Consider the following 20725-nt stretch of genomic DNA (forward strand, 5'->3'; position numbering starts at 1 on the left):
TTGTCTCTGTAGGAGCGCCCCATGGGCGCGATGCCTTTCTGCATGATCTGATCGAAGAGCATCGCGCCCATGGGGCGCTCCTACAAGGGGTGCGGGATCAGCCGGCCAGCGCCGCGCGCTGCGCCGCGAACAGTTCGCCGATGCCCTTCTCGCCCAGGGCGAGCAGCGCATCCAGTTCGTCGCGACGGAAGGCATGCCCTTCGGCCGTGCCCTGCAGCTCGATGAAGCCGCCGCCGTCGTTCATCACCAGGTTCATGTCGGTATCGCAGTCGCTGTCCTCGGGGTAATCCAGGTCCAGCACCGGCACGCCGCGGTAGATACCCACCGAGACCGCCGCGACGGCGCCATGCACCACATCGCGCTTGATCTCGTTGCGGCCCTTCAGCCAGTTCACCGCGTCGACCAGCGCCACATAGGCGCCGGTGATGGCGGCGGTGCGCGTGCCGCCGTCGGCCTGCAGCACGTCGCAATCCAGCGTGATGGTGCGTTCGCCCAGTGCGCCGCGGTCCACGCAGGCGCGCAGCGTGCGGCCGATCAGGCGCTGGATTTCCAGCGTGCGTCCACCCTGCTTGCCGCGCGAGGCTTCGCGGTCGCTGCGGGTATGCGTGGAGCGCGGCAACATGCCGTATTCCGCGGTCACCCAGCCTTCGCCCTTGCCGCGCAGGAAGCCCGGCACCTTGTTCTCCACCGTCGCCGTGCACAGCACGCGGGTGTGGCCGAAGCTGACCAGCACCGAGCCTTCCGCGTGGCGGGTGTAATTGCGCAGGATGCTCACATCGCGCATCTGGTCGGGCAGGCGGCCGCTGGGGCGGGAAAAGGACATGGGGGCATCCGCAATGAGGGGGGCGAAGTCTACCAGTCCGCCCCGCCGGGCCCGGTCCCGGGGGCAGGGGCTGCTAAGATGCGCCGCTCGTTGACCCGATGGGCTTCCACATGATCCGCAGCATGACGGCGTTCGCCACCGCCGAACGCGCCACCGACGGCGGCACGCTGGGGGCCGAACTGCGCGCGGTCAACCACCGCTTCCTGGAACTGGGCGTCCGCCTGCCGGACGAACTGCGCGTGCTGGAACCGGCGCTGCGCGAGCGCGTCGCCTCGCGCGTGTCGCGTGGCAAGCTGGACCTGACCCTGCGCCTGCGTGCGCCGGAAGGCGGCGGCGCGCTGCAGCTCAATCCGAACGTCGTGGGGCAGCTGTCGGAGTTGGCCGCGGACCTGGCCTTGCGCGTGCCCAACCTGCGCACCGAGCTGACCGATCTGCTGCAGTTCCCCGGCGTGCTGCAGAGCAAGGGCGTGGACATGGAAGCGCTGCAGGCCGAGGCGCTGGCGCTGCTGGACACGGTGCTGGACCAGTTCGTCGCCGCGCGCGAGCGCGAGGGCGGCAAGCTGGTGGCGGCGATCCTGGAGCGCGTGGACGGCATCGCCGCACTGGCGGCCGAGGTGCGCACGCTGATCCCGCAGATCCGCGCCGGCCAGCGGCAGAAGCTGGAGGCACGCCTGGCCGACGTGGCCCAGAACATGGAGCAGGGCCGGCTGGAGCAGGAACTGGTGCTGTGGCTGCAGAAGCTCGACGTGGATGAGGAACTCGACCGCCTCGACAGCCACGTGAAGGAGATCCGTCGCGTCTTCACCCAGAAGGAACCGCAGGGACGCCGGCTGGACTTCCTGCTGCAGGAGTTCAACCGCGAGGCCAACACGCTGGGCTCCAAGTCCGTCGACATCCGCACCACCAACATCGCGGTGGAGCTGAAGGTGCTGATCGACCAGATCCGCGAACAGGCGCAGAACATTGAATAAGACCGGGAATGGGGAATGGGGAGTGGGGAATGGGAGAAGCGAGAGCGCTTCCGTTCGCTATGCCTTCTGCGACGTGCGCATTGCGCTGATTCTACAATTCCCCACTCCCCATTCCCCATTCCCGGTCCCCTGATGCGCGGAACCCTCTACATCGTCGCGGCACCCTCCGGTGCGGGCAAGAGCAGCATCGTCAACGCCGTGCTGGCGCGGGACACGGACATCGCGCTGTCCATCTCCTTCACCTCGCGCGCCGCACGCCCGGGTGAACGGCATGCGCAGCACTACCACTTCATCAGCGCCGACGAGTTCAAGGCGATGATCCGCGCCGGCGACTTCTTCGAGTACGCGGAAGTGCATGGCGACTGGAAGGGCACCGCGCGCCAGTCGGTCGAGCCGCAGCTCGACGCCGGCAAGGACGTGCTGCTGGAGATCGACTGGCAGGGCGCGCGCCAGGTGCGCGAGAAGGTGCCGGACGCGGTCAGCGTGTTCATCCTGCCGCCCTCGCGCGACGCGCTGGAGCAGCGCATGCGCAACCGCGGACAGGACAGCGAAGAGGTGATCCAGCGCCGTCTGGCCGCCGCCCGCGAGGAGATGTCGCACTACGACGAGTTCGACTACGTCATCGTCAACGACGTGTTCGACGAGGCGGTCGCCCAGATGCACGCCATCTTCACTGCCAGCCGCCTGCGCCGCGAAGCGCAGGACGCACGCCACGCCGGCCTGATCGCGGCGCTGCTGGCCGAATAGCGCCCGACCGCCGTAGAGCCGAGCTCGCTCGGCTCTACGCGCCATCAACCTGCAAGGAAACCGTCATGGCTTGGGGTTTGCCCGGCCTCGGTTGCTGGCCCCGCCAGAAGCAGCGGAGCTTGCTCCGCTCTACGAAAGCGGGATGATGTGGCCCTAAATAATTGATTTTAAAGAAAAGGCTTGCAATGCCGGGGCCGGCTGCCTACAATCCCGGCCCCTTTCCGTATTCACTGGGCGGCCAGCCGGTCGCCGGGAGCCCGCATGGCCCGCATCACCGTCGAAGATTGCCTGGAAGTCGTCAACAACCGTTTCGAGCTGGTCACCATGGCCGCCAAGCGCGCCCGCCAGCTGGCCAACGGCGTGGACGCGCAGATCGACAACACCGAAGCGCAGGACAAGCCCACCGTGCTGGCGCTGCGCGAGATCGCCGCGCGCAAGATCGACAACGACCTGATCGACCGCGTCGAGAAGGCCGAGCGCGAGCGCGCCGAGCGCGAAGCGCTGGAGTGGGCCGCCGCGGAAGTGGTCGCCGACGACGACCTGTCGAAGGGCGACGACTGATCGCTTTCGACTAACGTTCCGATCGGAACGGATGATCGACGAAAGGCCCGCGCAAGCGGGCTTTTCGCGTTCCGGGGCCGCCGATCCGCGTTGCCGTGGCGACGTGACTGGCATAGTCTGGCGGCATGACTTCAGGCCGCACCGCCAAGGCGCTCCGCACCCCCGCTTCGTCGCGTGACGAGAGCGTGCCGGAGTACGTCAGCCAGTTCGAGCGGCTGGTGACGTACCTGCCGAAGGAGCAGCTGCCGCTGCTGCGGCGCGCCTGGGAAGTCGGTGCCGCCGCGCACGCGGGCCAGACCCGCAAGTCCGGCGAGCCCTACATCACCCATCCGGTGGCGGTGGCCGGCGTGCTGGCCGAACTGGGCATGGACGCCGAGACGCTGATCGCGGCGATCCTGCACGACACCATCGAGGACACGCCGCTGACCGGCGCCGACATCGCCGCGGAATTCGGCGAGTCGGTCGCGGAACTGGTCGAGGGCGTCACCAAGCTGGACAAGCTGAAGTTCCGCGACCGCCAGGAAGCGGCCGCCGAGAGCTTCCGCAAGATGCTGCTGGCCATGTCGCGCGACCTGCGCGTGATCATGATCAAGCTGGCCGACCGCCTGCACAACATGCGCACGCTGGGCGCGCAGAGCAGCGAGGCACGCGGGCGCATCGCACGCGAAACGCTGGAGATCTACGCGCCCATCGCGCAGCGACTGGGCATGAACCTGGTCAAGTCGGAGCTGCAGGATCTCGGCTTCCGCGCGCTGCATCCGTGGCGCCACGCGGTGATCGACAAGCACATCCGCAGCCAGCCGGTGATGCGTCGCGAATCGATGGCCCAGATCGAGGCCCACCTGTCGCAGCGGCTGGCGAAGGAAGGCATCGAGCATCGCCTGGTCAGCCGGGTCAAGACGCCCTGGAGCATCTACAACAAGATGCGCGGCGAAGGGAAAAGCTTCGACCGGGTGATGGACGTGTTCGGCTTCCGTGTCGTCGTCGATTCGGTGCCGGACTGCTACCACGCGCTGGGCGCGGTGCATGCGCAGTACAAGCCGCTGGACGGGCGCTTCCGCGATTTCATCGCCATTCCGAAGGCCAATGGCTACCAGTCGCTGCACACGGTACTGTTCGGCCCCTACGGGTCGCCGATCGAGGTGCAGATCCGCACCACCGAGATGGACCTGGTCGCCGAGCGCGGCATCGCGGCGCACTGGACGTACAAGTTCGGCACCGACGCGCCGAACAGCGCGCAGAACCGCGCGCACGCGTGGATTGTGGAACTGATCGACAACCAGCGCGCCGCCGGCTCGTCGCTGGAGTTCCTCGACAACGTCAAGGTCGACCTGTTCCCGGACGAGGTCTACCTGTTCACGCCGAAGGGCAAGATCCTGTCGCTGCCCCGCAACGCCACCGCGCTGGATTTCGCCTATGCGGTGCACACCGACGTCGGCAACCAGGCGGTCGCCTCGCGCGTGGACAAGAAGCTGGTGCCGCTGCGCACCAAGCTGGTCAGCGGACAGAGCGTGGAGATCATTACCGCCAAGTCCGCAGCGCCCAAGCCGCAGTGGCTGGAATTCGTGGTCACCAGCAAGGCACGCACCGCCATCCGCCACCAGCTGAAGCAGCTGGAGCACGAGGACGCCGTGCAACTCGGCCACCGCATGCTCGACCGCGCGCTGGAGGACCTCGACAGCTCGCTGGAGCGCCTGCCGCAGCAGCGTCTGGAAGCCTTCCTCACCGAACACAAGTACCCGCGCCTGGAGGCCTTCCTGGCCGACGTGGCGCTGGGCAACTGGATGCCGGCGCAGGCGGCGCAGGCGCTGACCGCCTTCGCGGAACTGCGTGCCGGCGGGCACTCCAAGCATTCGCAGGAGAAGATCCTGATCACCGGCGGCGAGCGTGGTGTGGTCAGCTTCGCGCAGTGCTGCCAGCCGATCCCGGGCGACGAGATCATGGGGTACCACACGGCCGGCAAGGGCATCGTGGTGCATCGTCTGGATTGCCCCAACGTCACCGAGTTCCGCAAGTCGCCGGAGCGCTGGGTGCCGATCGCGTGGGACGCGAAGGTCACCGGCGACTACGATGCCGCGCTGCTGATCGACGTGGAGAACCGCCCCGGCGTGCTGGCGCAGGTCGCCGCCGCGGTCGCCAAGAGCCAGTCCAATATCGAGCGCGTCGAGTATCTGGAGCGCGACATCAACGTCGCCGTGCTGCGCTTCTCGATCCAGGTCCGTGACCGCAACCATCTGGCGGAAGTGATGCGCCGGCTGCGGCGCCTCAACGTCGTGCACGGCGTTCGCCGGCAGTGACGTAGGGCGGGCTCAGGCCCGCCGTGTTGGTGTCTGTGCTCGCGCCGACGTCGTGGGGCAGCGTCGCTTTTCGTTCAATGCCATCGTGATCCGACCGGTCGCGATGGCGGGCCTGGGCCCGCCCTACGTAGAATCCGGTATCCACACAGGAGTCGCGCATGAGCAAGCAGATCATCCACACCGACCAGGCGCCCGCCGCCATCGGCCCCTACTCGCAGGCCGTGCGTGCCGGCAACACGGTGTACTTCTCGGGTCAGATTCCTCTGGATCCGGCCACCGGCAATCTGGTGGATGGCGACATCGCCGCGCAGGCGCGTCGCGCGTTCGACAACCTCAAGGCGGTGGCGGAAGCAGCGGGCGGCTCGCTCGACCGCATCGTGCGGCTCGGCCTGTACCTGACCGACCTGTCGCAGTTCGCGGCGGTCAATGCGGTGATGCAGGATTACTTCGTCGCGCCGTATCCCGCGCGCTCGACGATCGAAGTCTCGGGCCTGCCGAAGGGCGCGGCCTTCGAAGTCGATGCGGTGATGGTGCTCGACTGAGGACAGCGTATCCGTAGTGCCGAGCTCGCTCGGCACCACACGCTGTCCGCCGCAGGAACAGAGAGCAGCGGAGCAGGCTCCGCTCTACGAAGGCGTGGCACGGACCCTGGTGTGGAGATGAAAGGCAGCGGAGCAAGCTCCGCTCTACGCGGGTGACCGCCGCGTCTCGCTCGGCGTGTGTCCGGTCCAGCGCTTGAATGCGCGGCGGAACTCGCGCACGTCGTTGAAGCCGATCTGGCTGCCGACGCTGGCGATGGTCGTTTCCGCATCCTGCAGCAGTTCCAGCGCACGTTCGGTGCGTACACGGTCGTGCACGGCGCTGAAGCTGGTGCCTTCCTCGGCGAGCTGGCGGCGCAGCGTGCGCTCGCTCAGGTGCAGCGCGGTGGCAACGTCGGTCATCTGCGGGTTGTCGCGCAGGCGTGGCCGCAACTGGCGTTCGACCGCGGCGGTGGTCTCGCCGCGCAGCGACATCGCGGTGAGTTGCGCCCGGCACAGCGCGAGCGCCTGTCGCGAGGTCACCGGGTTGTAGCTGGCGAACGGCAGCTCCATCCAGCGCCGGTCCACCACCATGGCGTGCTGCGGCTGGTCGAAACGCACCTCGCAGCCGAACAGGTCGCCGTAGCGCGCGGCGTAACGTGGCGCCGGATAGCCAAGCTCAAGCCGAACCGGATGGAACTCCGGACCCGCCAGTTCGCGCGCCAGCATCAGCGTGCTGGCGAACATCTCCTCGCACAGGAACGGCAGCAGGTCGGCGGCTTCGTCCGGCGCGGTGGCAACCACGGCCAGGCTGCCGTCGTCGCGGTCCTGCATGTCCAGGTCCATCAGCGGACCGAGGTTGCGCTGGTACTCCAGCCCGATCTGCACCGCGTCGCCGAACGTCGGCGCTGTCTTCATCGCCAGCCCCAGCAGGCCGAAGTTGCCGCCGTTCTGCTTCTCGCCCATGGCCAGGCCCACGCCGTCGATGGGCAGGGTCGGCAGGGCGCGGCGGATGATCTCGCTGGCCTGGCGGTAGGACACGCGGGCCAGCGGGTCGTGGATCTCCTGCACGTTCATCCGCATGCCGGCGAACCAGCCCTCGGCGTTCACGCCGAACTCGCCGGCGAGCAGCACCAGCCCGCACAGCATGTTGGTGGGCAGGTTGGCGATCGACAGGCGATTGCCCAGTCCGGTTTTCCAGCGCATCGGAGCCCCTCCAGCTTGTCCGCTTTGCCCCCCGTAGTATGCCGCTCCCGCCCTCCGTGTCGCACCTGCCCGCACACCAGACTGCGGGGCACTACGCAGGCGTATGGGAGGGGAGACTCATGCAGCGCATCATGTCCGTGGCAGTGGCCGGCGCCTTGGCGCTCGTGGTGGGCGCTTGCCAGCCCAAGGCGCCCGAAACCGCCAGCGCCCCGGCGGCCGACGCCGGCTTCGCCGCCACCCTGCAGGAGCGCCTGCTGGACGCCAGGCCGGGCGACGTCATCGACATCCCGGCCGGCCGCCACCGCTTCGACCGCAGCCTGACCCTGCGCGCGGACGGGGTGACCATCCGCGGCGCCGGCATGGACAAGAGCGTGCTGAGCTTCAAGGGGCAGAAGGCCGGCGCCGAGGGCCTGCTGGTCAATGGCGACGACTTCACCATCGAGAACCTCACCATCGAGGATTCCAGGGGCGACGGCCTGAAGATCAGCGAGTCGTCGAACATCACCATCCGCGGCGTCAAGGTGCAATGGACCGGCGGGCCGAGCACGAAGAACGGCGCCTACGGCATCTACCCCGTGCTGACGAAGAACGTGCTGATCGAGGACACCGTGTCGATCGGCGCGTCCGATGCCGGCATCTACGTGGGCCAGTCCGATGGCGTGATCGTGCGCCGCAGCCGCGCCGAGCAGAACGTGGCCGGCATCGAGATCGAGAACACCATCAACGCCGACGTCTACGAGAACGTCGCCACCGGCAACACCGGCGGCATCCTGGTGTTCAACATGCCGGGCCTGTCGCAGCAGGGCGGCAACATCCGCGTCTACGACAACAAGGTGATCGCCAACAACCACGAGAATTTCGGCGCCAAGGGCACGCCGGTGGCCAGCGTGCCGGCGGGATCGGGCATCGTGATCAATTCCAACGACGACATCGAAGTGTTCGGCAACGAGATCCGCGACAACGCGACCGCCAACATCATCGTCTCCAGCGTCTATTCCACCGGCTACAAGGACAGCAGCGCCTCGCCCAACTTCGACCCGTATCCGGAGCGCATCTTCATCCATGGCAATACCCTGTCGGGAGGCGGCGATTCGCCCGACGGGTTCGACCTGAAGGCGTTGAAGGTGGCGACCTACGGCCTGCGCGGCAATTTCCCCGACGTGCTGTGGGACGGTTACTACAACAAGGACCGCGTGGTGGACGGCAAGAAGACCGGTCCGCAGATCTGCCTGCGCGACGTCAACGGCGTGGTCAACGCCGATGGTCCGGGCGGCTACAGGAATCCGAACAAGGACGCGAAGGTGCACGACTGCGAGCTGCCGCGTTTGCCGGCGGTCGACCTGAAGCGCGGTTGAGGCGCTCGCGCATGCGGTATCGCGTGGTGATATGGCTTGCCGTCCTGGTGGCGTGCATGGCGCTGCCCGCGTGCAGGCAGGCACCGCAGGTGCATTTCTTCGCCGAAGGCCAGCCGGCGGCGCTGGACGAGTGGGGGGTGCTGCGAGTCGAAGACGGTCATCTGCGCCTCAACGAAGGCGTGGTGCCCTACGACCTCAACACGCCGTTGTTCAGCGACTACGCGCACAAGCTGCGCACCGTGTGGATGCCGGCGGGCACATCGGCGACGTACCAGGCGGAGCAGAGCTTCGACTTTCCCGTCGGCACCATCCTCAGCAAGACGTTCTACTACCCGTTGCCGGAAGGAAAGCCGTGGGATGGCACGTCCGTCGCACGCACGCCGCCGTCGCAGTCGTCGCTGGAAGGCGAGGCGCTGGACCTGGCCAAGGTACGCCTGATCGAGACACGCCTGCTCGTGCACCGGGCCGAGGGCTGGGTGGCGCTGCCTTACGTGTGGAATGACGCGCAGACGGCGGCGACGCTGAAGCGCACCGGCGAACTGGTCGCGCTCGAACTCGTCGATGCGCAGGGCAAGCGCGAGTCCGCCGATTACCAGGTGCCTGACCAGAACCAGTGCGGCGGTTGCCACATCACCGACAACAAGTCGCGCAAGCTGCTGCCGATCGGTCCGAAGGCGCGGCACCTGAACCGCGACTTCGACTATGCGGGCGGCAAGGAGAACCAGCTGGCGCATCTGGTGCGCGTCGGGTACCTGACCGGCGTGCCTGCGTCGCCGCCGCGGCTGGCCGACGCCATGGATGCGCAGGCGCCGCTCGATGCGCGCGCGCGCGCCTACCTGGATGTCAATTGCGGCCATTGCCACAGCGCCACCGGCCCGGCGATCACCTCGGGCCTGTGGCTGGATGCGCACACGCAGGACCGGCTGAAGCTGGGCTTCTGCAAGCAGCCGATCGCGGCGGGCAAGGGGACCGGCAACCGGCGCTACGACATCGTGCCGGGGCATGCGGCCGATTCCATCTTCGACTACCGGTTGGACAGCGACGACCCCGCGATCATGATGCCGGAGCTGGGGCGCTCGGTCGTCCATCGGGAAGGGGTCGAACTGATCCGCGCATGGATCGACGCGCAGGCAGGCAGTTGCGATACGGCAAGTAAGGAAAGTGAACCACCGCCGGCCACCTGAGGCCGGTTTCCGCACAACGCTTCCGGGAGGGCGTGATGAGAGTGATGCAACGGAATCTGGTCGTGGGGCTTCGGCGCGCGCTGTTCGGCGGTTGCGTGGCGCTGGGCGCGAGCGGGTCGGCCTGGGCACAGGCGACGCCTGAAGGGGAACAGCAGGCCACCAACCTCGACACCATCACCGTCACCGCGCAGAGTCGCCAGCAGGAACTGCAGGACGTGCCGATCGCGCTGCAGGTCGTCGACCAGCAACTGCTCGATGACGTTGCGGCGGAGAACCTGGGCGACATCGATGCGTTCGTGCCGGGCCTGGTGGTGGACGCCGCCCAGCCGACCCAGCCGTCGTTCCGCCTGCGTGGCGTGGAGACCAACGACTTCGGCATCGGCACCGATCCGGCGGTCGGCATCTTCGTCGACGGCGTGTACGGTGGTCGCGGCGGCGGCGTGCTGCTGCCGTTCCTCGACGTCGAGCGCATCGAAGTGCTGAAGGGGCCGCAGGGCACCCTGTTCGGACGCAATACCGCCGCGGGCGCGATCTCGCTGGTGACGCGGCGGCCGCAGGACGAGACCGAGGCGAGGTTGCGCCTGCGGCTCGGCAACTACGGCAAGCAGTACGTCGATGCGATGTGGAACATCCCGGTCAGCGACGTTTCCGCGTTCCGGGTGAATGCGCTGTTCAACCACAGCGACGGCTGGTTCCAGGATGGGGCCACCGGCAAGGACCTGGGCGGCGAGAACGTGTGGGCCGCGCGCGCGGCATGGCAGTTGCGCATCGGCGACAACACCACCGCGCTGCTGAGCTGGGACCATGAAAGCCTCGACCAGAACGGCCGCGTCACCACCGGCATCGTGCCGTTGCCGGCGTTTCCGCAACGGCCGCCGGTGCCGGTGGATCCGGACGATTACCTCGATCCGCGCAGGACGCCGACCTACAGCGATGCCGAGAATGCCGAGTGGCGCACGTTCGACGGCGTCAACCTGATCGTCGATCACGCCTTCACCTGGGGCAACCTGACCTCGACCTCGTCGTGGCGCGAGTACGACTCGAAGAACCAGACCGAGGAAGACGGCACCAACCGCGCCGACCTTTACATCGACTCCGTCAACACCGAAAGCAACGAGACCTTCTACCAGGAGTTCAAGTTCGCCGGCAGCACCGCGCGGCTGGACTGGGTGGCAGGCGCCAGCTATTTCAAGGAAGACGCCAGGCAGACCAGCGAGGTGAACACCAACACGACCGCGCTCGGCAGCATCCTGGCGAATCAGGGGTTCGCGGCACCGGCGGGCTTCCCGTTCGCGCCCGAGGGTACCCCTTTGCTGTTCGTCATGTCGCAGATCGGGCAGGCGAACGGTTTGCCGTCGTTGCTGGGTTATGGCTGGAACGAAGTCTTCAACAACACCCTCGAAACCACGGCCTATGCGGCCTTTGGCGATGTCATCTGGCGCGCGACCGACAAGCTGAACCTGACCTTCGGCCTGCGCTACACCCGCGACGAGAAGAGCTTCAGCTGGTTCAACGGACCGCGCAACGCAGCCGAGTTCGATGCGGTGCTGAATGCGTACCTCGGTGCCGGCATTCCGCAGATGTTCCTGGCGGATCTTCCGCCGGAAGCCGCAGCCCAGATCATGTACGCCCTCACCACCTCGGTGGCCTTCGTCGACCCGCCGGCGGTCGTCAACAAGGGAATCACCAATCGCGACAAGAAGAGCTGGAGCGACGTCAGCCCGCGCTTCGTGGTGGATTACCACCTCGACGACAGGACCATGGTGTTCGGCTCGCTGGCCAAGGGCTACAAGGCAGGCGGCTTCAACGCATTGCAGATCGGTCCGGCCTTCGAGAACGAGGATGTGTGGAACCTGGAGGCCGGCATCAAGCAGTCGCTGGGCCGTTTCGCCTGGAACGCCTCCGTGTTCCACTACCGCTACGACAACCGCCAGTCGGTGCGGCTGATCGATCCGGACCCGAACAACCCGGTCGACATCCCGCGCTTCGTCTTCGACACCGGCGATCTGGAAGCGACCGGCATCGACGTCGACCTGCGCTGGAAGGTCACCGACGGCTTCACGCTGGACGCGCAGGCCGAGTGGATCGATTCCAAGTACAAGGACTACGTGACGCCGGAAGGCGTGGACCTGGATGGCGAGCCGACCGGCGAACCGCGCTTCACCGCCTCGATGGGTGCGGCGTACAAGGTCGACCTGGCCGGTCATGGCGAACTTCGCTTCTCGGCGCGGCACGCCTACCGGGGCCGCAGCCGCTGCAACGAAGGCTCGGACCTGCAGGGCGATTGCGGTGTCAATGCGCTGCTCGACATCGGTGAGGCGCGCGACCGCACCGACGTCCGCATCGGCTGGACCGCGCCCAAGGGGCACTGGAGCTGGGCGGTCTACGGCAACAACGTGTTCGACAACCAGTATGTGAAGGGGCTGAACACCTATGGTCGCGGCCCGCTCGGTGTGGTGGGCGCCACCATCACGGAGCCGCGCACCTATGGCATGGAAGTGGCCGTGAAGTTCTGAGCCGCGCGGCGACGCGTCGGACGTGGGCCCCGGCATCGTGAGGTGCCGGGGTTTTTGTTTTGCGTGGTTCCCGGCATCCTTGCGCGATGCCCGTACGTCGCGACACGCCGTCCATCGATCTTTCTGCCGAACCCCTGAGTCGTCTGCCGGGCGTCGGTCCTCGCGTGGCGGAAAAGCTGGCGGTGCGTGGTCTGTTGACGATGCAGGATCTGTGGCTGCACCTGCCGCTGCGTTACGAGGACCGCACCGCGATCACGCCGATCCGGTTGCTGCAGCCCGGCGTGCCGGTGCAGATCGAGGGGCGCGTCGAAGCGGTCGAGCGCGGTTTCCGTTATCGGCCGGTGCTGCGGGTGGCCGTCGGCGACGAATCCCGCGGCACGCTGGTGTTGCGCTTCTTCCATTTCCGTGCCGCCCAGGTCGCGCAGTTCGCCGTCGGCGCGCGTATCCGCTGCTACGGCACGCCCAAGCCGGGACAGCACGGACTGGAAATCGTCCATCCCAGCTACCGCGTGCTGGGCGATGGCGACGACGCGGCGCTGGGCGAGGCGCTGGATCCGGTGTATCCGGCGGTGGAAGGCCTCGGTCCGGCGAGCATTCGCAAGCTGATCGGTGAGGCGCTGGAACGCTTGCCCGACAACGACAGTCTGGAACTGCTGCCTGCCACATTGCTTGAAGGCTTAGGCCTGCCATCGCTGCGCAATGCGCTGCTCACCATGCATCGCCCACCACGCGATGCCGATGTCGCGGCCCTCGCACTGGGCACGCACCCCGCACAACGTCGACTGGCGATCGAGGAACTGCTGGCCCATCACCTCAGTCTCCGCCGCCAACGGTTGGCGCTGCAGCAGCACGGCGCGCCGGTGCTGAAGGGCAAGGGCGCGCTGGTCAAGGCCCTGGTCAAGGCGCTGCCGTTCACGCTGACGGGGGCGCAGCAGCGCGTGTTCAAGCAGATCCGCGAAGACATCGCCAAACCATCGCCGATGTTGCGGCTGGTGCAGGGCGACGTTGGCAGCGGCAAGACCGTGGTCGCGGCGCTGGCCGGCATGCTCGCCGTCGAGGCGGGCAAGCAGGTGGCGCTGGCGGCGCCGACCGAACTGCTGGCCGAGCAACACTTGGCCAACCTGCGTGCCTGGCTGGAGCCGCTCGGCGTGCGCGTGGCCTGGCTGGCCGGCAAGGTCACCGGCAAGGCGCGCGCGACTGTGCTGGCGCAGGTGGCATCGGGCGAGGCGCAGGTCGTCGTCGGCACGCACGCGCTGATGCAGGAGGCGGTGACCTTCCACGATCTTGGCCTGGCCATCGTCGATGAACAGCACCGGTTCGGCGTGCACCAGCGCCTGGCGTTGCGCGACAAGGGAGCCGGCAGGAACCGCGTCCCCCACCAGCTGGTCATGACAGCGACGCCGATCCCGCGCACGCTGGCCATGGCGGCGTATGCGGACCTGGATGTCTCCGCCATCGATGAACTGCCACCGGGACGTACCCCTGTGCAGACGGTTGCGCTGAGCGCCGAGCGACGGCCTGAGCTGGTCGAGCGCATCCGCACCGCCTGCGCAGAAGGCCGACAGGCGTACTGGGTCTGTACGCTGATCGACGACAGCGACGAGGTCGTGGCGCAGGCCGCGCAGACCACGTTCGAGGCCCTGTCCGCCTCGTTGCCCGATGCCCGCGTCGCGCTGGTGCACGGACGGATGAAGGCGGCCGACAAACAGGCCACCATGCGTCGCTTCAAGGAAGGCGAGGTCGACCTGCTCGTGGCGACCACGGTGATCGAAGTCGGCGTCGATGTGCCCAACGCCTCGCTGATGATCATCGAGAACGCGGAACGGCTTGGCCTCGCGCAGCTGCACCAGTTGCGCGGGCGCGTCGGTCGTGGTGCGACCGCATCGACCTGCGTGCTGATGTACCAGCCGCCGCTGTCGATGATGGCCAAGCATCGCCTGGCGACGATGCGACAGACCAATGACGGCTTCGTCATCGCCGAGAAGGATCTGGAACTGCGTGGTCCCGGCGAACTGCTCGGCACTCGGCAGACCGGACTGGCGGCGTTCCGCGTTGCGGACCTTGCGCGTGATGCCGGTTTGTTGCCGCAGGTGCACGCATTGGCGGAGCGGTTGCTTGCCGACGATCCCGCGGCGGCGGACCGCGTGATCCATCGCTGGGTGGGCGGTGCGGCGAGATACGCGTCTGCGTAACGCGGTCTGCGCTTGAGCGCCCCGTGCTTCCATGGGGCCGCCGGCGGTGCGAGACTCGGCGGCCGAGAAGACGAAGAGAAGAAGATGACGGACAGGATTCCCCTGCTGATCGACACCGATCCCGGTGTCGATGACGCGCTGGCGCTGCTGATGGCGTTCAACGATGCGCGCCACGAGATCGTCGGCCTGACCATCGCGGCCGGCAACGTGGGACTGCAGCACACCGTGCGCAACGCGCTGAAGCTGTGCGAGGTGGCGGGCCGCGACGACATTCCCGTATTCGCCGGCGCGCCGGCGCCGTTGCTGCATCCGTCGCCGGACGCGGGCTACGTGCACGGTCAGGACGGTTTCGGCGATGTCGGCTTCCCGCCGGCGGCGCGCCAGGCGGAGGCCGAACATGCGGCACTGGCGATCCTGCGTCTGTCGCATGAACACGCCGGCCGGCTGGTGCTGGTCGCGCTGGGGCCGCTGACCAACGTGGCGCTGGCGCTCAAGCTGGACCCGACGCTGCCGCAGCGCATCGCGCGCCTGGTGGTGATGGGCGGTGCGGTGACCTGCCACGGCAACATCACGCCGGCGGCGGAGTTCAATTTCTACTTCGATCCCGAAGCGGCGCATCTGGTGCTCGAGGCCTTCGAACGCTACGACCTGGCCGACTGGGAAGCCACCATCGCCCATGGCCTGCACCACGAGCGCGTGGCCGCTTGGCTGCGCGCCGATTCCGACCGTGCCCGCTTCTACGACCGTATTTCCGAAAAGACCCGGTCGTGGTCCGCCGACCGCCGCGGCGACCACTGGTTCGCCGCCGACGCGCTGGCCATGGCCTTTGTGCTGGCGCCGGAGGGCGCGCTGGAGCTGGCCGAACGCCCCCTCGCCGTCGAACTGCAGGGCGCCCACGCCCGGGGCGCCTCGATCGTGGACTGGCGCCGGGAAGGAGGCGGGCCGGACAAGGCCAATATCCTGCTGCGCTACGACCAGGCCCGGTTCGAGGCCCTTATCGAGGCGGCGCTGGCGGCGGGCTGAGAACCGGGTTGCGCGGGACGGGCAGGGCGGTCTACAATGCCGCTCTTCCATTCCCGCGACACGGTGTTACCGCCATGAAGGCCGACATCCACCCGAATTACCGCGAAGTCGTCTTCCACGACGTGACCTCCGATTTCAAGTTCCTGACGCGCTCCACGCTGGGCAGCAAGGAAACGACGAAGTGGGAAGACGGCAACGAGTACCCGCTGATCAAGGTCGAAATCTCCTCGGCCTCGCACCCGTTCTACACGGGCAAGCACAAGGTCATCGACACCAGCGGCCGTATCGACAAGTTCCAGAAGCGCTACGCGCGCTGATCGAACCGTCGTTCGCCTGATCCGCCTGCGGCCGCGCCTTGTGCGCGGCCGTTCGCGTTTGCGCGAGCCGGATCGTGTGCTTCTACGAAACGGACGGTTGCGCCTGCGGCCTTAGTCTTTGGTCTGACGCTGGTGCGGTATCGAGCGACGGCTCCAAATGCCGTGTGCGATAATTCGGGTCATCCAAGGTTCACTCCCTGGACTCCCGTCACGCGCCGACCGGACCCCGGACGGCGTTACCCCACGAAGGAGCGCACACTGTGTCCGAACTTGACCAGGTCACGCTGAATGCCGGCGACAAATCCGTCGTCCTGCCAGTCCTGAAACCCACGCTTGGCAACGACTGCGTCGACATTTCCAAGCTGACCAAGGAAACGGGTCTTTTCACCTACGACTCCGGTTTCACCGCCACGGCCAGCTGCAAGTCGGCCATCACCTACATCGATGGCGACAACGGCGTCCTGCTGTATCGCGGCTACCCGATCGAACAGCTCGCCCAGCACTCGAACTTCCTGGAAGTCTCGTACCTGCTGATGAACGGCGAACTGCCGACCCCGGACGAATTCGCCAGGTTCGAACACGAAGTCACGCATCACACGATGATGCATGAGTCGCTGAAGAACTTCCTGCACGGCTTCCACTACGACGCGCACCCGATGGCCATGCTGGCCGGCACGGTCGCCTCGCTGTCGGCGTTCTACCACGACACGCTGGACCTGGAAGACCCCGAGCAGCGCCGCCTGGCCGCCATCCGCCTGCTGGCGAAGATGCCGACCCTGGCCGCCGCCGCGTACCGCTATTCGATCGGCTGGCCGATCCGCTATCCGCGCAACAACCTCGATTACGTCGACCGCTTCCTGCACATGATGTTCGAGGTGCCGAGCGAGCCGCTGGAACTGAACCCGGTGGTCGCCAAGGCGCTGGACCTGCTGTTCATCCTGCACGCCGACCACGAGCAGAACGCGTCGACCTCGACGGTGCGTCTGGTGGGCTCGACGGGCGCCAACCCGTACGCCTCGGTCGCCGCCGGCATCACTGCCCTGTGGGGTCCCGCCCATGGCGGCGCCAACGAGGCCGTGCTGAAAATGCTGGAAGAGATCGGCGATGCGAAGAACGTCGCGTCGGCCGTCGCCAAGGCCAAGGACAAGGAATCGGGCTTCCGCCTGATGGGCTTCGGCCACCGCGTCTACAAGAACTTCGATCCGCGCGCCAAGATCATCCGCGAGATGACCCACAAGGTGCTCGGCGAGCTGGGCGTCGACGATCCGCTGCTGGAAGTGGCGATGCGTCTGGAAGAGGCCGCGCTGAAGGACGAGTACTTCATCCAGCGCAAGCTCTACCCGAACGTCGATTTCTACAGCGGCATCATCTACAAGGCGCTGAAGATCCCGACCGAGATGTTCACCGTCATGTTCGCCATCGGCCGCACCGCCGGCTGGGTCTCGCACTGGCTGGAACAGCAGGTCGACCCGGAAGCCAAGATCGGCCGTCCGCGCCAGATCTACACCGGCTACGCGCCGCGCGACTACGTGCCGACCGGCAAGCGCTGAACGCGTCGGCGGTACGATGAAAAAGGCCCCTCGCGGGGCCTTTTTCTTTGGTGCACTCGGCCGGCGGGCGGCGCGGCGCGAGAAGGGGCAGGCCGGCTCACCGGCGCGCCGCATCCCGTTCGTAGCCGGCGATGTCTTCCTCGGCGAGCAACTGGCGAACTTGCGCGGCAGAGGCGCGCTTCATGGGCTTCTCGTCGATGCCCGAAAGCGGTGCCTGCCGTAGCGCGTCGTGCGGCAGCACGGTCAGGTCGAAGCTCAGCTCCTCGGCACTGAATACCCAGACCGGCACATCGGCCACCCGCTCGCGGTCCATGCGCAGCCGGCGATCGCGGGCATCGGCGGGAATGCGATGATCTTCCAGCCAGCGTGTCACTGCGTCCGGGTCGTCACTGTGGACATGCAGGTGGACGGGCGTGTTGGCGTCGGCCGTGCCCTCGAGCACCGGGCCCACCAGACGTGGTGAGAAGCCGGACAGGAATTCCATGGCGCGCAGCGCGGCCTCGCGCCGCTGCCTCAGGCCGGTGGCGTGCGCCTCGCCGGCGAACAGGCGCTGGTACTCGCGCAGGGCCTCCTCGATCTCGCGGTTGCGGGGCAGGGAGGCATCGTCGTGGATGCCCAGCCGGCTGGCGGCCTTGAGTTTGGCCTGGTGAAAGTCGCGCATGCCGCCTTCGGCCATGAGCCGGGCGGCTTCGTGCGCCAATCGTTGGCGCCGTTCGCGGGTGCGCGTTTCGGCATGCTGGCGGGCGTGGTGCATGGCAGGCCTCCGCGTCGAAACTGACCGCGAATGTACACCATGTCCCCGACGTGTCCATGACGGTGCGGGTACACCGTCATGGCGCCTTCACGAGGGCTGCGGGATCAGAAGATGTCGAACGCTTCCTCGTCGGGCACCGCGTCTTCGGGCCCGTACAGGTCGTAGTCCTGGATGCGGTCCATGTCCTCGACCTTCACCCACTCGGTCACGCCGTTGAGCGTGGCCTGCACCATGCCGTCGGGCGGATCGTTCGCCGCGATCGGCGTGTCCTTCAGGGCGACACGCATGTAGTCGATCCAGATCGGCAGGGCCGCCTTGCCGCCGTACTCGCGATAGCCCAACGACTGGAAGTTGTCGCGACCCACCCAGACCACCGTGGCGTAGCCGCCACCGAAGCCGCCGAACCAGGCGTCGCGGTGATCGTTGGTCGAGCCGGTCTTGCCGCCGACGTCTTCGCGCCCCAGCACCTTGGCCGCGGTGCCGGTACCGCGCTGGACGACGTCGCGCATCATCGACACCATCTGGTAGGCGGTGCGCTCGTCGATGGCGCGTGGCGCCGTCACGACGTTCGGATCGGCCGGCTTCTCCTCGGCCTTGGCCTTCGGTGCCGTCGCCGTCGCCGGTTTGGCGGCTTCCGCAGGGCCGAAGTTGAATCCGTCCACGACCTGTGCCGCCGCCGTGCTCGCACCGTACTGGCCCGCGCCGCAGCCACGGCAGGCGACTGCAGGATTCTCCTTGAACACCACGTTGCCTTCGCGGTCCTTCACCTGGTCGATGAACCAGGGCGTCACGCGCGAGCCGCCGTTGGCGAACACCGCATAGCCGCGTGCGACCGACAGCGGCGTCAGCGAAGCCGTACCCAGCGACATGGACAGGTTGGGCGGCAGTTCCGCCTCTTCGAAGCCGAACTGGCTGATGTAGGTGCGCGCGAACGGGACGCCGATGCCGTCGAGCAGGCGCACGGACACCAGGTTGCGCGACTGCACCAGCGCTTCGCGCAGGCGCATCGGTCCGCGGAAGCCGCCGCCGTCGTTCTGCGGACGCCACATGTGGCCGCGGCGGTCGCGGAACACGACCGGCGCGTCCAGCACGATGGACGCGGGGTTGAAGCCCTTCTCGAACGAGGCGGCGTACAGGAACGGCTTGAAGCTGGAGCCGGGCTGGCGGCGTGCCTGCGTGGCGCGATTGAACTTGTTGCCGGCGAAGCTGTAGCCGCCGACCAGTGCACGCACGGCACCGTTGTTCGCGTCGAGGGAGACCAGCGCCGCCTGCGCGCGCGGGATCTGGTCGAGCACGTAGCTGCCTTCTTCCTTGCCCGACTTGATGCGGGTCAGGTCGCCACGCTTCAGCAGCTTGGCGAGGGAGCGTCCGGTCCACTTGCTGGCGGCGGCGGGAAGGACGACCTCCCTGCCATCGGCCATCACGACCGTCGCGCTGCCATCGTCGGCCACGCGTGCCACGATGACCGGGAGCAGGCCGTTCTGCGCGGGAATCCCCCGCAGGTGGGCGGCCAACACCTTCGCATCCGCATCGGCGGCCACGTCGACGTGCTGTTCGACGCCGTTCCAGCCGTGGCGGTGGTCGTACAGTCCCAGGCCATCGCGGACAGCGTCGTTGGCGGCAGCCTGCGCCACGGCGTCCAGCGTGGTGGTGACGTGGTAACCCTTGGTCAGTGCCTCCGGTCCGAAGCGCGCGATCATCTCCTGGCGCACCATTTCGGCCACGTAGGGGGCATAGACCTCGATCGGCCGCTCGTGCGGCCTGGCATGCATCGGCTCGGCCTTGGCCTGCGCGGCCTCGGCGGCGGTGACGTAGCCGTCCTCGCGCATGCGCTCCACGACGTAGGCGCTGCGCTGCTGGTTGCGGCCCGGGTTGCTGATCGGGTTGCCGCTGGAGGGGAACTTCAGTGCGCTGACCAGCGTGGCGGTCTCCGCCAGGGTCAGCTGGTCCAGGGTCTTGCCGTAGTAGTACTCGGCCGCGGCGGCCACGCCGTAGGAGCGGTTGCCGAAGAAGCTCTTGTTGAGATACAGCTCCAGGATCTCGTCCTTGGTCAGCATGTTCTCGATGCGCATCGCCAGCATCATCTCCACCAGCTTTCTGGTGTAGCTGTACTCCGAACTGAGGAACCACTGCCGGGCGACCTGCTGGGTGATGGTGCTGCCGCCGGCCACGCGGCCTTCCTTGCGGCTGACGATCTGCCAGACGGCACGGGCGATGCCGGTGGGGTCGATGCCGTTGTGCTCGTAGAACTTGCTGTCCTCGGCCGCCACGAAGGCCTGCTTGACCCGGGCCGGGACCTTGTCGATCTGCACCGGGTAGCGGCGGATCTCGCCGTACAGGCCCATCAGGCGGCCATCGCTGGCGTAGATGTAAAGGGGCTCCTGCAGTTCGACGTTCCGCAGGGACTGGACGTCCGGAACCTTGGCCGAGACCGTGTAATACAGCACCCCCAGGCCGACGGCGCCGGCCAGGGCAAGTATCAGGAACGTGATGAGGGTCCAACGGAGAAGACGACGGAACCGGGACATCCAGTGCTTTCCGATTGCAGAATTCGTAACGGCAGAGTATAGATGACCGCCGGGATCGCCACAGGCGATTCCAAGGGGAACAGGGACTTGGGGAACAACCCTCGTGAAACGTGACAAGCCGCACAGCCACGTCACCGGCGGTTGCCAAGCGTAAAAAGTTGGTTATTAATGTCGGCGCACGTT

16 protein-coding genes are annotated in these 20725 nt (G+C 67.3%); 12 read left to right on the plus strand and 4 right to left on the minus strand.

What is annotated here, in order from left to right:
* Positions 1-97 precede the first annotated feature (97 nt).
* The gene (gene rph / locus CSC78_RS04715) at positions 98-823 is read right to left on the minus strand and encodes a ribonuclease PH (protein WP_062357532.1); all 726 of its coding nucleotides are present in this window, start codon (positions 821-823) and stop codon (positions 98-100) included.
* Positions 824-933: 110 nt separating this feature from the next.
* Between rph and CSC78_RS04720 the strand changes: the two genes are divergently transcribed.
* The 5 genes from CSC78_RS04720 (at position 934) to CSC78_RS04740 (ending at position 5941) form a co-directional block, all read left to right on the plus strand.
* Positions 934-1794 carry a YicC/YloC family endoribonuclease gene (locus tag CSC78_RS04720; RefSeq protein WP_162336754.1) on the plus strand — a complete coding sequence of 287 codons (861 nt, stop codon included), beginning with the start codon at positions 934-936 and terminating at the stop codon, positions 1792-1794.
* A 132-nt stretch (positions 1795-1926) separates the two neighbouring features.
* Positions 1927-2541 (plus strand): guanylate kinase, encoded by a 615-nt coding sequence (gmk, locus tag CSC78_RS04725; protein ID WP_162336755.1) that lies wholly within the window; start codon positions 1927-1929, stop codon positions 2539-2541.
* A gap of 261 nt (positions 2542-2802) precedes the next feature.
* Positions 2803-3102, plus strand: a complete 300-nt coding sequence (rpoZ, locus tag CSC78_RS04730) for a DNA-directed RNA polymerase subunit omega (RefSeq protein WP_162108735.1) — start codon at positions 2803-2805, stop codon at positions 3100-3102.
* A gap of 125 nt (positions 3103-3227) precedes the next feature.
* Entirely contained in the window at positions 3228-5399 is a 2172-nt protein-coding gene (locus CSC78_RS04735; RefSeq protein ID WP_162336756.1) for a RelA/SpoT family protein, read from the plus strand.
* A 158-nt stretch (positions 5400-5557) separates the two neighbouring features.
* Positions 5558-5941, plus strand: coding sequence for a RidA family protein (locus CSC78_RS04740; RefSeq protein ID WP_162336757.1), 384 nt, complete (start codon positions 5558-5560; stop codon positions 5939-5941).
* A gap of 144 nt (positions 5942-6085) precedes the next feature.
* Here the strand turns inward: CSC78_RS04740 and CSC78_RS04745 are convergent, their stop codons facing one another.
* Positions 6086-7123, minus strand: coding sequence for an AraC family transcriptional regulator (locus CSC78_RS04745; protein WP_202924117.1), 1038 nt, complete (start codon positions 7121-7123; stop codon positions 6086-6088).
* A gap of 119 nt (positions 7124-7242) precedes the next feature.
* On the opposite strand from CSC78_RS04745, the gene CSC78_RS04750 reads away from it, so the two are divergent.
* From CSC78_RS04750 to CSC78_RS04780, 7 genes are all read left to right on the plus strand, one after another.
* Positions 7243-8478, plus strand: a complete 1236-nt coding sequence (locus CSC78_RS04750) for a parallel beta-helix domain-containing protein (protein WP_202924118.1) — start codon at positions 7243-7245, stop codon at positions 8476-8478.
* Positions 8479-8489: 11 nt separating this feature from the next.
* Positions 8490-9662, plus strand: a complete 1173-nt coding sequence (locus CSC78_RS04755) for an SO2930 family diheme c-type cytochrome (protein WP_162336758.1) — start codon at positions 8490-8492, stop codon at positions 9660-9662.
* Between the two features lie 44 nt (positions 9663-9706).
* A complete protein-coding gene (locus CSC78_RS04760; protein WP_162336759.1) occupies positions 9707-12178 on the plus strand; it encodes a TonB-dependent receptor in 2472 nt (823 codons plus the stop codon).
* An 86-nt stretch (positions 12179-12264) separates the two neighbouring features.
* A complete protein-coding gene (gene recG, locus CSC78_RS04765) occupies positions 12265-14370 on the plus strand; it encodes an ATP-dependent DNA helicase RecG (protein ID WP_162336760.1) in 2106 nt (701 codons plus the stop codon).
* An 84-nt stretch (positions 14371-14454) separates the two neighbouring features.
* A complete protein-coding gene (locus CSC78_RS04770) occupies positions 14455-15393 on the plus strand; it encodes a nucleoside hydrolase (protein ID WP_162336761.1) in 939 nt (312 codons plus the stop codon).
* Between the two features lie 74 nt (positions 15394-15467).
* Entirely contained in the window at positions 15468-15710 is a 243-nt protein-coding gene (locus tag CSC78_RS04775; RefSeq protein ID WP_162336762.1) for a type B 50S ribosomal protein L31, read from the plus strand.
* A 260-nt stretch (positions 15711-15970) separates the two neighbouring features.
* The gene (locus CSC78_RS04780) at positions 15971-17260 is read left to right on the plus strand and encodes a citrate synthase (protein ID WP_162336763.1); all 1290 of its coding nucleotides are present in this window, start codon (positions 15971-15973) and stop codon (positions 17258-17260) included.
* A 97-nt stretch (positions 17261-17357) separates the two neighbouring features.
* Here the strand turns inward: CSC78_RS04780 and CSC78_RS04785 are convergent, their stop codons facing one another.
* Both CSC78_RS04785 and CSC78_RS04790 read right to left on the minus strand, forming a co-directional pair.
* Positions 17358-18014 (minus strand): hypothetical protein, encoded by a 657-nt coding sequence (locus CSC78_RS04785; RefSeq protein ID WP_162336764.1) that lies wholly within the window; start codon positions 18012-18014, stop codon positions 17358-17360.
* Between the two features lie 104 nt (positions 18015-18118).
* Positions 18119-20542 (minus strand): penicillin-binding protein 1A, encoded by a 2424-nt coding sequence (locus CSC78_RS04790; protein WP_162336765.1) that lies wholly within the window; start codon positions 20540-20542, stop codon positions 18119-18121.
* Between the last annotated feature and the right edge of the window lie 183 nt (positions 20543-20725).

The organism is Pseudoxanthomonas japonensis (assembly GCF_010093445.1).
GTDB classification, from domain to species: Bacteria; Pseudomonadota; Gammaproteobacteria; order Xanthomonadales; family Xanthomonadaceae; genus Pseudoxanthomonas_A; species Pseudoxanthomonas_A japonensis.

Bases quoted from the DNA above. Each gene is read 5' to 3' on its own strand.
- rph (WP_062357532.1), bottom strand. From the start codon at position 823: ATGTCCTTTTCCCGCCCCAGCGGCCGCCTGCCCGACCAGATGCGCGAT.
- CSC78_RS04720 (WP_162336754.1), top strand. From the start codon at position 934: ATGATCCGCAGCATGACGGCGTTCGCCACCGCCGAACGCGCCACCGAC.
- gmk (WP_162336755.1), top strand. From the start codon at position 1,927: ATGCGCGGAACCCTCTACATCGTCGCGGCACCCTCCGGTGCGGGCAAG.
- rpoZ (WP_162108735.1), top strand. From the start codon at position 2,803: ATGGCCCGCATCACCGTCGAAGATTGCCTGGAAGTCGTCAACAACCGT.
- CSC78_RS04735 (WP_162336756.1), top strand. From the start codon at position 3,228: ATGACTTCAGGCCGCACCGCCAAGGCGCTCCGCACCCCCGCTTCGTCG.
- CSC78_RS04740 (WP_162336757.1), top strand. From the start codon at position 5,558: ATGAGCAAGCAGATCATCCACACCGACCAGGCGCCCGCCGCCATCGGC.
- CSC78_RS04745 (WP_202924117.1), bottom strand. From the start codon at position 7,123: ATGCGCTGGAAAACCGGACTGGGCAATCGCCTGTCGATCGCCAACCTG.
- CSC78_RS04750 (WP_202924118.1), top strand. From the start codon at position 7,243: ATGCAGCGCATCATGTCCGTGGCAGTGGCCGGCGCCTTGGCGCTCGTG.
- CSC78_RS04755 (WP_162336758.1), top strand. From the start codon at position 8,490: ATGCGGTATCGCGTGGTGATATGGCTTGCCGTCCTGGTGGCGTGCATG.
- CSC78_RS04760 (WP_162336759.1), top strand. From the start codon at position 9,707: ATGCAACGGAATCTGGTCGTGGGGCTTCGGCGCGCGCTGTTCGGCGGT.
- recG (WP_162336760.1), top strand. From the start codon at position 12,265: ATGCCCGTACGTCGCGACACGCCGTCCATCGATCTTTCTGCCGAACCC.
- CSC78_RS04770 (WP_162336761.1), top strand. From the start codon at position 14,455: ATGACGGACAGGATTCCCCTGCTGATCGACACCGATCCCGGTGTCGAT.
- CSC78_RS04775 (WP_162336762.1), top strand. From the start codon at position 15,468: ATGAAGGCCGACATCCACCCGAATTACCGCGAAGTCGTCTTCCACGAC.
- CSC78_RS04785 (WP_162336764.1), bottom strand. From the start codon at position 18,014: ATGCACCACGCCCGCCAGCATGCCGAAACGCGCACCCGCGAACGGCGC.
- CSC78_RS04790 (WP_162336765.1), bottom strand. From the start codon at position 20,542: ATGTCCCGGTTCCGTCGTCTTCTCCGTTGGACCCTCATCACGTTCCTG.